Below are 10,801 nucleotides of genomic sequence, written 5' to 3'. Positions count from 1 at the left end.
CCAGCAGGTCCAGGCCTTGACTGGCGGAAATCCGCCACGACGTTCCAGGCTAGCTGACGAGGTGTTCCAGCAGGCCCGTAGACTTTGCGGCCGTGAGTCTGACCCTCGGTATCGTCGGCCTGCCCAACGTCGGCAAGTCCACCCTGTTCAACGCGCTGACCCGCAACAACGTGCTCGCGGCGAACTACCCGTTCGCCACGATCGAGCCCAACGTCGGCGTCGTGCCGCTCCCGGACCCCAGGCTGGACGAGCTCGCCAAGGTCTTCAGCTCCGAGAAGACGGTGCCCGCCGTAGTGTCCTTTGTGGACATCGCGGGCATCGTCAAGGGCGCGTCGGAGGGTGCGGGCCTCGGCAACAAGTTCCTCGCCAACATCCGCGAGGCCAACGCCATCTGCCAGGTCATCCGCGTCTTCGACGACGAGGACGTCATCCACGTCGACGGCCGCATCGACCCGGCCAGCGACATCGAGACGATCAACACCGAGCTCATCCTCGCCGACCTCCAGACCCTCGACAAGGCGCTCCACCGCCTCGAGAAGGAGGCCAGGACCAAGAAGGAGGCCAAGCCCGCGCTCGACAACGCGGTCAAGGCCAAGGAGATCCTCGACGCGGGCCGCACCCTGTTCCAGGCCCAGAAAGAGGTCGACTTCGAGGCGCTGCGCGAGCTCTCGCTGCTGACCACCAAGCCGTTCCTGTACGTCTTCAACGCCGACGAGGCGGTGCTGACGGACGAGGCCCGCCGAGCCGAGCTGACCAAGCTGGTCGCCCCGGCCGACGCGGTGTTCCTGGACGCCAAGGTCGAGGCCGAGCTGCTGGAGCTGGACGACGAAGAGTCGGTCCGCGAGTTGCTCGAGTCGGTCGGCCAGGCCGAGCCGGGCCTGTACTCGCTCGCCCGCGCGGGCTTCCACACCCTGGGCCTCCAGACGTACCTCACGGCTGGCCCGAAGGAGTCCCGCGCCTGGACGATCCCGCAGGGCGCCACCGCCCCGCAGGCGGCCGGGGTCATCCACACCGACTTCGAGCGCGGCTTCATCAAGGCGGAGGTCGTGTCGTTCGCCGACCTGACGTCGGCCGGTTCGATGGCCGCGGCGCGGTCCGCCGGCAAGGTCCGGATGGAAGGCAAGGACTACGTCATGGCCGATGGCGACGTGGTCGAGTTCCGCTTCAACGTCTAGCTCGGACACTGTTCGCCGACAGGTGCGCCCAACGTAGCGGGCGCACCTGCCCGAACAGTCACTTGAGTTCGCTTACTGCGTCGAGCAGATCCAAAGTCAGCGTGACAAAGCTGAGCGCGACCGTCGAGTCGCCTGAGGCAGCCCGCGTTGCCAGTTCGGGCATGGGAGACCTGGTGGTGGTCCCGTGGTGCCGCATGGCCGCCAAACCGCGTCGGCTCACCTCGGCCGCCTGCGGGTCGGCGAAGTGTTTTTGAATCCCGCGTGCCAGGTCTTCGGTTTCGATGGCTTGGAGGAGGCGGAACATGTCGAGCGCGTCCTTTTCTTTGAGGCGCTCGCTCTTTCCGGCTTCGGCGTCCGCGATCCTCTCCGCTATTTTGATCGATTTCGCGATCAGCAACGCGGCAGGCCCGGCGACCTTCAATTCGATCTGCCGTGGGTCCGTCGGTTCCAGCGCGGTAATCACCTGGAGGCAGTGGTCGACCAGTGCCGGTTCGAGGCCGGGTGTGATGCGTGCCGTGTCGCGAGCGTGCGGCGAGATCCGGGCGGCGCGTGCGTCCTTCTTCGTGGTCCCCGACTGTGCTGGGACGACCATGAGGTCGACGGCGATTCCGGTTCTGCTCAGCCAGCTACCGGGATTACGCCCGGGTGTGAAACCGGCGCTTTTCAGTGCGCTGGTGATCTCTGGTTCATCCGCCAGTGCGGAGGTGTCGAGAGCGAGGTCGGCATCGGTTGTCATGGGCGGCTGGGCCAGTTCAGCGGACCCTGTGTGCAGGTACACCCCTTGTGCGCCGACCAGCACGATGCTCGGGAGGTGACTGCTCAACGCCTCCAGCGCGTCGAGCAGGACTGTACGTGCCGCCGAGTATTCGGCAGGGTAAAGCACTTCTAATCTCTCCAAGCCGGATCTTGTACGGCCAAGGTGTCGATGAGCTGCTCGGCTTCCTGGGCCATTCGCCCTGGGAGGGAGAGCAGGTCTGCCAGCACCTGGCCAAGGGGGGCGATCGGGAAACCCTTTTCGGATATCGCGGGTTCGCGCAGCAGCAAGGGGTCCCGCAGCGCCGCGATGATGACATTGCTGGTTTCGCGGCTGGTGCGCACGAGACCCAAGCTCTCCGCTATGCCTGCGATGTCCTTGGCGTACATCGTGAAAAGGGTGAGTGGGACAACGGAGGTGGTGGTGGGCGGAAGATACTCACGCGCGGCCGCGGAACCGGTCACGCAAAGGTCGTCACGATCACGAATCCGGTTCATCAGCCACGGTAGGCCGCGCGGTGCCACATAGTCGAAGACCGGGCCATTGGAGTTCAAAAAAGTGTAATCCGCGGTCCATCGGTCCAAAAGCGCGCGACGCCGTATCTGAATGACGGTGCCCTCGGCCGAACGGTCGACGGCGCCCGCTTCGACAAGTGCGGGCATCAATTTCGACACGGCCGCCGGACTGCTTGACGCGCGTTCTGCCAACTGCCGGATGCCGATGGGCGGCGTCAGTTCGAGGAGGCAGCGGATCGTCCTACCTGCCGCTGGACCGTTGAGGCGCGCGGTGGGTGCGTTACCGCGAGGATTCGGTGGTTTGCCGGCCCCTGCCAAGCGTACGAGAACAGGTGGCTCCTCGCTGACGATATACGTCCAGCCCGTGGTGTCGAGATAGCCGAACCCGTTCGCTTCACATTCCCTGCGAAGAGGGCTGTTGATGTACTCGGTGACGAACAGCAGCGGGTGGGGGCTGCTTTCGGCGAGGTGCCGAAGCTGGCCGATGACCTGGGCGGACGACTGAAGGCTCGCCTTGGCTTCGACGGTGAAGGTGGCGGCGCTCGAACCGCTGCTGATCGTCAGTGTGGCGTCGAAGGGCGCTCGTGCGCCGGCGAGCTCCGCCGTCCAGGTGCTCGGAAGCGTGGCTCGCAGGCGGTTCGCCGCCCTTTCAAGCAGCCCTGTTTCGCGGAAAGCGGTGTTTCGTGACACGCGAAACAGGCTACTTTGCGAAACAGTAGTCGCGCAATCAATTTCACCGATGGTCATGCGGGTTAACTATACATAATTGGCCTAGGCCAGTTCTGCGATGGGTCACGACGCCTGGTTTTAGCTGGCCCGAGTCCCGTCAAGGCGGGACTCGGGTGCCGAACAGTCGCACGCCGAGCCATTCGCTCAGCATTCGATGACTCTAGGCGCGTCGACGTAGTTGATCTTGATACCACGGCGGTATCATCGGCCGCATGGCGATGACGTTGAGGCTGAACGACGAGCAGGAGCGAGCGCTCGCGATGCTCGCCGAGGCGCAGGGGGTGAGCAAGCACGAGGCCATCGTGCGGGCGATCGCCGAGGCCGCCGCGCGTTCCGTGCGCGACGATCGGGTTCGGGCGCTGTCGCAGGATGGGCGTGAGCGGTATGCCTCCTTGCTCGATCGACTGGCGCAGTGACCGTCGAGTACCTCGCGCTGGATGATCTGCTGACGCTCGCGGCTGATCTCGGCGTGCCGAAGGTCCGGGATCTCGGGTTGCTCGACGCGGCGGCGCATCGTCCGCAATCGTCTTTGCTGGGGCAGGACGCTTATCCGGGCATTCATGAGAAAGCCGCGGTGCTGCTCGAATCGGTGGTGCGCAATCATCCGCTGATCGACGGCAACAAGCGGCTTTCGTGGATGTCGGCTTTCGTTTTCTACGGGTTGAACGGGCTCGACCTGGACGCCCCCGAAGACGATGCCTACGACCTGGTGATCGCCATGGCCACCGGTTCGATTCCCTACGAGGAGGCCGGTCGCCTGTTGGCGGGGTGGTGCTCTTGTGAAAGCTGAGGGTGACCACCGATCCGGGGCAACTCGGCGATGAATACCGTTTTCACGGTCATGATCGACTGGTCGGCCGGGCAGGGCGCCCGCCGGACCACAGGGAGAGATCATGATCCGCAGGATGCTGACCGTCGCCGCACTCGCCGCGGGGCTCGCTTTCGTGGGCGCCGCGTCCGCGCAGGCTGATCCCAGAGGGTGCGAGCATAGTAATTATTGCCAGCTCGGGAGTTCGCTTGGCGTGCATGGGGTCGTCGGGGATGTCGCCGATGACTTGAGTTCGGCGCTTTGCTTTGTGCTGGACGATGTTCTCGGCTGGCTGCATGGCTAAAGGCTCGTGAGTGGTACGGCCGGTTAGAACCGGTCGTACCACTCACGACTAGCCCTCGTAGGGCGGAGCCTCGCCCCAGCCCCATCGCGGGACCGGGGCCTTCGGCGGCGGCGTCGCGCCCGGCTTCGAGTTCTCCATGCCGATTCGGGAACCCCATTCCACGTAGGCCACGAAGGCCGAGCGGAATTCGGGGTCCGAGGGCAATCCGGCCTCGTCCGCGGCCTCCGAGATCAGGCCGACCCAGCGGGCTCGCTGCTCGGGCGTGATCGAGAGACCAAGATGGTGGCCGAGCATGGCGGGGTAACCGCCATGCTCGGCCGTGTAGACAGCGGGACCGCCGAAGACCTCGCCCAGCCAGAGCGCCACGTGATGCGGGTGGTCTGGGCTCGCGTGGGCGAACACCGGCGCCAGCACGGGGTCCTGGTGGACGTGGCGGTAGAACACCTCGGTGAGGCGGTCCAGCGCTTCGGCGCCACCCGCCCACTCGTACAGAGTCTTCATGATTACATGATTACACCGAAAACGCGCTGGTAGGGCTCCGCTTAAGTGGAAAGCACCGAGACGACCTGACGATGGTGTTTGGGTGTCTCGGCCTCGTCGAGGACCGCGAGCGCGAAGTCCTCGTACGTGATCCGCTCGTCGGGCACGTAGCGTTCGCCGCCGAACCGGTAGCCGCCGACGGGCTCGCCGTCGTGGTCGAAGTCGCCGACCGGGGCGATCCAGACCCAGTCCGGGCCGGTCGACGCGCGCAGCACCTCCAGGCCTGCCAGGTGGCCGAGGCAGAACGGCTTGTGCTCGGCGGGGAACTCGGGTGAGTGGACCGTGTCGTCGAGCAGTACCGAGATGCCCACGACGATGACCCGAGGAACCCCCGAGGCCAGCAGGGTGCGCGAAGCGGCCGTGTAGAACTCCGTCGCGTCCGCTGTCATGTCGCCGACCGTGCTGATCGCGACGTCGTAGGCCGAGAGGTCGAGCGGTTTGGTCACGTCGGCCGCGCGTGCCGGTACGCCGAACGAATGCTTGGCAGGGTCGCGGACGAAGGCGGTTACCTCGTGGCCGCGCTTGGCCGCTTCGGCGACCAGGCGACGGCCTGCTCTGCCGCCCGCTCCGAGGATTGCGATCTTGCTCATTGTGGACACCCCATCTGCTCGAAAATGGCTTCTGAGCACGACGCTATCCACGGGATACTGGTTACTTCAACGATACTTGACTACGCTCGGGAGAGTGCTGGAGCCACTCGACCCTGACATGTTCGACCCGGCCTGCCCGTCGAGCGTCACGCCGTTCCGGATCGGCGACAAGTGGTCGGGGATGATCATCATCTGCCTGGAACACGGCCCCAGGCGGTTCTCGGAACTGCAGGGGCCGATCAAGGGCGTCACGCCCAAGGTGCTCACGCAGACACTGCGGGCGCTGGAGCGTGACGGCATGATCACGCGCACGGCGTATCCCGAGATCCCGCCTCGCGTCGAGTACGAGCTCACGCCGCTGGGACGCACGCTGTTCGAGCCGATCGCGGCCTGCCGGGAATGGGCGGCCAAGCATCTGCCCGAGCTGATGGCCGCCCGCGAAGCCTTCGAGGCGGCCGAATAACGCCGGACAGCTCAGGCCGCGAAGCCCAGCGCGACGAGCGCGAGCAGGGTGATCACGGTCGCGATGAGGGTGACCCAGGTGCGCTGGGCAGGGGAGAGCACGTGCATGACAGGTCCTTTAACCGCGGGGAGATTCCGCAGTACACAGCGCCTTGATCACCTCTTTTGTTAGCACCTGTGCCCGAAATCACCCGTGCGTCGCGAGCAGCTCCTCGATCTGGCCCGCGAGCAGGAAGTCCTTCTCGGTCAGGCCGCCCTCGGAGTGGGTGCTGAGCCGGAAGATCAACGTCCGCCAGCGGATGTCGATGTCCGGATGGTGGTCGGCCGCCTCGGCGAGGTCGGCGACCCGGTCGACCACCTCGATGGCCTTCGGGAAGCTGGCCAGCTGTGCTTTTCGCCCGATCGAGTCGCCGTCACGCCGCCATTCGGGCAACTTCGCGAGTGCTTGGTCGACCTCTGAGTCACTCAATAGTTCCGCCATGACTCCATGGTGGGACAGCGCCAGCTACGCTGCACCCCTGCCACGGGAATTCGCTGGAGGGGAAATGAAAAGCAGTGCCGTGCGGGCCGCGGCCGCCGTCTGCCTGGCGAGTGCCCTCGGTGGCTGCACGCTGGTCGGCGGCTCGTCGAACGACGCACAGGGGCCGACCACCGTCACCCTCGTCACGCACGACTCGTTCGACGCGCCGCAGGAGGTGCTCGACGCGTTCGAGAAGCAGTCCGGGATCAAGATCGTGGTCCAGAAGTCGGGCGACGCCGGCGCGCTGACCAACAAGCTCGTGCTGACCAAGGCGAACCCGATCGGCGATGTCGCTTACGGCGTCGACTCGACGTTCGCGTCGCGCGCGCTCAGCGAAGGCGTCTTCGAGCCCTACACCAGCCCCGAAGCCGACCGCGGGCCGCAGCGCTACGCCGTCGACCAGGAGCACCGGCTGTCCGCGGTGGACCTCGGTGACGTCTGCGTGAACGTCGACACCGGGTATTTCGCGGGCAAGGGGCTCACCCCGCCCGCGTCCTTTGAGGACTTGGCCGACCCGAAGTACAAGGACCTGCTGGTCGTCGAGAACCCGGCCACCTCGTCGCCGGGCCTGGCGTTCCTGTTCGCCACGATCGCGAAGTACGGCGAGACGGCGTGGCCGGACTACTGGGCCAGGCTCAAGGAAAACGGCGTGAAGTCGGTCAGTGGCTGGGAAGAGGCGTACACCCAGCAGTTCTCCGGCTCCTCGGGCAAGGGACCGCGCCCGATCGTCGTCTCCTACGCGTCGTCGCCCGCCGCCGAGATCGGCCAGGACGGCAAGTCGCGCACCAAGGCGCTGCTCGACACCTGCTACCGCCAGGTCGAGTACGCGGGCGTGCTCGCGGGCGGCAAGCAGGTCGACAAGGCGCGCAAGGTCGTCGACTTCCTGCTGACGCAGCAGTTCCAGGTGACCGTGGCCGGGAAGATGTACGTCTACCCCTCGCGGCAGGGCGTCGAGCTGCCGCCCGGCTGGGCGCAGGTCGCGCCGCTGCCGGACAAGGCGGCGTCGCTGACGCCCGATCAGGTGCAGGCGGGCCGCGAAAAGTGGATCGGCCAGTGGCGCTCGCTGCTCGAGGGCTGACTCGCCGTACGACAGGGCTGGCGCTGATCGCGCTGGTGCCGGTCGGTTTCCTGGTGGTCTTCTTCGCTTGGCCGGTGCTCGCGATCATCGGGCGCGGCTTCTCCGGCGGCGGCGTCGCGACGGCCATCGCGTCCGGGGAAACCTGGAAACTGGCCGGTTTCACCCTCGCGCAGGCGGCCGCGTCCACGGTGCTCGCCGTGGTCGCGGGCCTGCCCGTCGCGTTCCTGCTTTCCCGCATCCGGCTGCCGGGGCTGGCGCTGGTCCGCGTGCTGGTACTGGTGCCGTTCGTGCTGCCGACGGTCGTCGTCGGGCTCGCGTTCAAGGCGCTGTGGCCGGACGGCGGGCTCGTGTCGATCGTGCTGGCCAACGCCTTTTTCAATGTCGCCGTGGTCGCCAGGACCGTCGCCGGGCTGTGGTCACACCTCGACTCCCGCGCCGCCGACGCCGGCCGCGCGCTGGGCGCTTCGCCGTGGCGCGCCTTCCGGTCGGTGACGCTGCCGACGCTCGCGCCCGCGATCGCGTCCGCCGCCGCCGTGGTGTTCTTGTTCTGTGCCACCAGTTTCGGCGTCGTGCTGATACTGGGCGGCGCGAAGTACCGGACGCTGGAAACCGAAATCTACCTCCGCACGGTCAACCTGCTCGACCTCTCGGGCGCCGCCGCGTTGTCACTGGTGCAGTTCGCGGCCGTGCTCGCCGCGCTGATTGCCGGCGCGCTGGCACGCAAACGCCGCGAGACCGCGCTCAAACTCAGGTCCGGTACTGACACCGCGCGACGGCCGGTCGGCGGTGAATGGTGGGTGGTCGTGGCGGCGCTGGTCGTGCTCGGCTTCCTGCTCGCGCCGATCATCGCGCTGCTCGTCCGCTCGGTGTCCACTGTGGACGGCTGGAGTTTCGCCGGGTACACCGGGCTGGCCGGGCGCGGCGCGCAGGGCGCGCTGCAGGTCACCGGCTGGCAGGCGGCGTCGAACTCACTGCGCACGGCTTCGGACGCGACCATGCTCGCGATGATCATCGGCGTGCTCGCCTCGGTGGTGCTCGTTTCACTGCGCCGCACGCCTGGCCGGGTCGCGCGGGGGATGGGCGAGGCGATGGACGCCGCGCTGATGCTCCCGCTCGGGGTCTCGGCCGTGACGGTCGGCTTCGGCTATCTGGTGACGCTGGACATGCTGCCCGGCGACCTGCGGACGTCGCCGCTGCTGGTGCCGCTCGCGCAGGCGCTGGTGATCATCCCGCTGATCGTGCGGATGGTGCTGCCGGTGCTGCGCTCGGTCGACGAACGGCTGCGCCAGGCCGCCGCCACGCTCGGCGCGAGCCCGTTGCGGGTGTGGCGCGAGGTCGACCTGCCGCTGACCTTGCGGTCTTTGGTCGCCGCCGCCGGTTTCGGCTATGTCGTCGCGCTCGGCGAGTTCGGCGCGACCAGCTTCCTTGCGCGCCCCGAGTCGCCGACGCTGCCGGTCGCGGTCGCCACGCTCATCGGCAGGCCGGGTGTGCTCAACAACCAGATGGCCTACGCCGCGTGCGCGCTGCTCATGATCGTGACAGCCTTGGCGGTGGCGGCGATCGACCGGCTCGGCGCCGTGCGCGGGCACACGGCCGTAGGGGAGTTCTGATGGCGCTTGAGGTCGAGGGCCTGACCGTCCACTATGGAACGTTCGCCGCCGTGCGCGACGCGAAACTGGAGATCGCCGACGGCGAGGTGCTCGCGCTGCTGGGCCCTTCCGGGTCGGGGAAGTCGACGCTGCTGCGCGCGATCACCGGGCTGGAACCGCAGGTCGAGGGCAGTGTCCGCTGGGACGGCGAGGACCTCGGCGGGGTGCCGGTGCACCGGCGCGGCTTCGGGCTGGTGTTCCAGGACGGGCAGCTGTTCCCGCATCGCGATGTCGCGGGGAACCTCGCGTTCGGGCTGCGCATGCACCAGGTGCCCAAGGCCGAGCACGCCGCCAGGATCGCGAAACTGCTGAAGCTGGTCGGCCTCGAAGGCTACGAGCGGCGCCGGGTCACCGAGCTGTCCGGCGGCGAGGCGCAACGCGTCGCGCTCGCCCGCGCGCTCGCGCCGGAACCCCGGCTGCTGATGCTCGACGAGCCGCTCTCCGGGCTGGACGCCGGGCTGCGCGAGCAGCTGGCCATCGATGTCGCGGATCTGTTGCGCCGCAACAAGATCACCGCGCTGCTGGTGACGCACGACCAGGAGGAGGCGTTCACCCTCGCCGACCGGGTCGCGGTGCTCGACCGCGGTGAGATCCGGCAGGAAGGCGCGGTCCGCCAGGTGTGGAGCCGGCCGGCCGACGAGACGGTCGCGCGGTTCCTCGGCGTCACCACGATCGCCGACGGCACCGCGGCAGACGGCGTGGTCCGCTGCGCGTTCGGCGAGACGACCATGCCCGGCGTGCACGACGGCGAGCTCGCACTCGGCTTGCGGCCGAACGCGCTTCGCTTGGCGGACCAGGGAATCCACGGTGACGTGACCGCCGTCGTGCACCGGCGCGAGCATGTGCGGCTGGTCGTGGTGATCGGTGAGTCGACCGTCGACGCTGTCGCGCCGGTGACCGCGGACGTCAAGGTGGGAGACCGGGTCTCCCTGGCCCTCGACCCGGACGGGATCGCGGTGATCGGACCAGGGAGACCCGTTCGGACTAGCGGAAGATGACCGAGCCGTACGCCTGCTGAGTGGCGATCTCTCCCGTGCCCGGTGTCACCTGGGCGATGCGCGGGCCGAGGCAGCTCGGCCCGGAGGAGAGCGCCGCGATCTTGTCGGTGGCGTTACTGATCCGGTGGATGCCCGAGGTCCCCGAGGTCAGCTTGTAGCAGTGGCCGTCGATCGGGTTGGTGATCGTCTGCCCGTCGTACCGGAACGTTCCGGTCGCGTCGGTGCTCGCGTGCGCCATGGGCGCGATGAGCAGGCCGAGACCGGCGGCGCCGGCGAGCACTGAGGTGAACTTGCGCGGTGACATGAGTTATTTGCTCCCCGTATTCATTTCAGGCTGGCTTTAAAATGCCTGCTGAGGCTGGGTCGTCAGAAGCTGAAATAGACCGACAAGAGCTTCTGCTGCGGGAAATTGCCATGACCGTGTGGCGGGATCGTGGTGACGGTTCCGGTGCAATTGCGACCGGTGAACACATGTGCGGTGGCGTCCGTGCCGTTGTCCACCAGGGTGGAGCTGCTGCTGAACAGGCCGAGGCATTTCCCGTTGTCCGGGTCGGGATACACGGTCTCGCCGTAGACGAACGTGCCTTTGGCTTCGATGCTCGCGGAAGCCATGGGTGCGATGAGCAGGCCGAGACCGGCGGCGCCGATGAGTGCCTTCGCCATGATGGACATGCTGTTT

At 67.3% G+C, this 10,801-nt stretch carries 15 protein-coding genes; 8 read left to right on the top strand and 7 right to left on the bottom strand.

Annotated elements, in window-relative coordinates; all coding sequences use genetic code 11:
- Positions 1–92 precede the first annotated feature (92 nt).
- Positions 93–1,175, top strand: a complete 1,083-nt coding sequence (ychF, locus tag ACFV15_RS14475; RefSeq protein WP_378350778.1) for a redox-regulated ATPase YchF — start codon at positions 93–95, stop codon at positions 1,173–1,175.
- A gap of 58 nt (positions 1,176–1,233) precedes the next feature.
- On the opposite strand, the gene ACFV15_RS14470 is transcribed toward ychF, so the two are convergent.
- Together ACFV15_RS14470 and ACFV15_RS14465 are read right to left on the bottom strand one after the other, a co-directional pair.
- Positions 1,234–2,058 (bottom strand): hypothetical protein, encoded by an 825-nt coding sequence (locus ACFV15_RS14470; protein WP_378350776.1) that lies wholly within the window; start codon positions 2,056–2,058, stop codon positions 1,234–1,236.
- A gap of 2 nt (positions 2,059–2,060) precedes the next feature.
- The gene (locus ACFV15_RS14465; protein WP_378350774.1) at positions 2,061–3,191 is read right to left on the bottom strand and encodes a hypothetical protein; all 1,131 of its coding nucleotides are present in this window, start codon (positions 3,189–3,191) and stop codon (positions 2,061–2,063) included.
- A 194-nt stretch (positions 3,192–3,385) separates the two neighbouring features.
- Here ACFV15_RS14465 and ACFV15_RS14460 point away from each other — a divergent pair, with 194 nt between their 5' ends.
- The 3 genes from ACFV15_RS14460 to ACFV15_RS14450 all read left to right on the top strand — a co-directional run bounded on the left by ACFV15_RS14460 (position 3,386) and on the right by ACFV15_RS14450 (position 4,285).
- A complete protein-coding gene (locus tag ACFV15_RS14460) occupies positions 3,386–3,589 on the top strand; it encodes a CopG family transcriptional regulator (protein WP_378350772.1) in 204 nt (67 codons plus the stop codon).
- A complete protein-coding gene (locus ACFV15_RS14455; protein WP_378350771.1) occupies positions 3,586–3,963 on the top strand; it encodes a type II toxin-antitoxin system death-on-curing family toxin in 378 nt (125 codons plus the stop codon). Before ACFV15_RS14460 ends, ACFV15_RS14455 begins: the two co-directional genes overlap by 4 nt.
- Positions 3,964–4,066: 103 nt before the next feature.
- Positions 4,067–4,285, top strand: coding sequence for a hypothetical protein (locus ACFV15_RS14450; RefSeq protein WP_378350769.1), 219 nt, complete (start codon positions 4,067–4,069; stop codon positions 4,283–4,285).
- Between the two features lie 48 nt (positions 4,286–4,333).
- Here ACFV15_RS14450 and ACFV15_RS14445 read toward each other — a convergent pair whose 3' ends face one another.
- Complete coding sequence (locus ACFV15_RS14445) at positions 4,334–4,786, bottom strand: group II truncated hemoglobin (RefSeq protein WP_378350767.1); 453 nt, start codon at positions 4,784–4,786, stop codon at positions 4,334–4,336.
- Positions 4,787–4,827: 41 nt separating this feature from the next.
- Positions 4,828–5,415: an NAD(P)-dependent oxidoreductase gene (locus tag ACFV15_RS14440; protein ID WP_378350765.1), complete on the bottom strand. Its 588-nt coding sequence runs from the start codon at positions 5,413–5,415 to the stop codon at positions 4,828–4,830.
- Between the two features lie 118 nt (positions 5,416–5,533).
- Between ACFV15_RS14440 and ACFV15_RS14435 the strand changes: the two genes are divergently transcribed.
- On the top strand, positions 5,534–5,878 hold the full coding sequence (locus ACFV15_RS14435; RefSeq protein WP_378350857.1) for a winged helix-turn-helix transcriptional regulator: 345 nt from the start codon (positions 5,534–5,536) through the stop codon (positions 5,876–5,878).
- 186 nt (positions 5,879–6,064) lie between these two features.
- Here the strand turns inward: ACFV15_RS14435 and ACFV15_RS14430 are convergent, their stop codons facing one another.
- The gene (locus ACFV15_RS14430) at positions 6,065–6,358 is read right to left on the bottom strand and encodes a 4a-hydroxytetrahydrobiopterin dehydratase (protein WP_378350763.1); all 294 of its coding nucleotides are present in this window, start codon (positions 6,356–6,358) and stop codon (positions 6,065–6,067) included.
- A gap of 64 nt (positions 6,359–6,422) precedes the next feature.
- On the opposite strand from ACFV15_RS14430, the gene ACFV15_RS14425 reads away from it, so the two are divergent.
- Genes ACFV15_RS14425 through ACFV15_RS14415 form a run of 3 tightly spaced genes read left to right on the top strand, consistent with a single transcriptional unit; the run spans position 6,423 to position 10,122 of the window.
- Positions 6,423–7,475: a thiamine ABC transporter substrate binding subunit gene (locus tag ACFV15_RS14425; RefSeq protein WP_378350759.1), complete on the top strand. Its 1,053-nt coding sequence runs from the start codon at positions 6,423–6,425 to the stop codon at positions 7,473–7,475.
- Positions 7,451–9,085, top strand: a complete 1,635-nt coding sequence (locus tag ACFV15_RS14420) for an ABC transporter permease (protein WP_378350757.1) — start codon at positions 7,451–7,453, stop codon at positions 9,083–9,085. The genes ACFV15_RS14425 and ACFV15_RS14420 overlap by 25 nt, the downstream gene beginning before the upstream one ends.
- Positions 9,085–10,122, top strand: coding sequence for an ABC transporter ATP-binding protein (locus ACFV15_RS14415; protein WP_378350755.1), 1,038 nt, complete (start codon positions 9,085–9,087; stop codon positions 10,120–10,122). Before ACFV15_RS14420 ends, ACFV15_RS14415 begins: the two co-directional genes overlap by 1 nt.
- On the opposite strand, the gene ACFV15_RS14410 is transcribed toward ACFV15_RS14415, so the two are convergent.
- Together ACFV15_RS14410 and ACFV15_RS14405 are read right to left on the bottom strand one after the other, a co-directional pair.
- Positions 10,109–10,426 carry a hypothetical protein gene (locus ACFV15_RS14410; protein WP_378350752.1) on the bottom strand — a complete coding sequence of 106 codons (318 nt, stop codon included), beginning with the start codon at positions 10,424–10,426 and terminating at the stop codon, positions 10,109–10,111. The two genes, ACFV15_RS14415 and ACFV15_RS14410, sit on opposite strands and share 14 nt — an antisense overlap.
- A gap of 62 nt (positions 10,427–10,488) precedes the next feature.
- Positions 10,489–10,794, bottom strand: coding sequence for a hypothetical protein (locus ACFV15_RS14405; RefSeq protein WP_378350750.1), 306 nt, complete (start codon positions 10,792–10,794; stop codon positions 10,489–10,491).
- Positions 10,795–10,801: the final 7 nt, after the last annotated feature.

Source organism: Amycolatopsis sp. NPDC059657 (assembly GCF_042734395.1).
Classification (GTDB): Bacteria; Actinomycetota; Actinomycetes; order Mycobacteriales; family Pseudonocardiaceae; genus Amycolatopsis.
The sequence above is the reverse complement of the archived record's forward strand: the minus strand, read 5'-3'. Positions and strand labels throughout refer to the sequence as shown.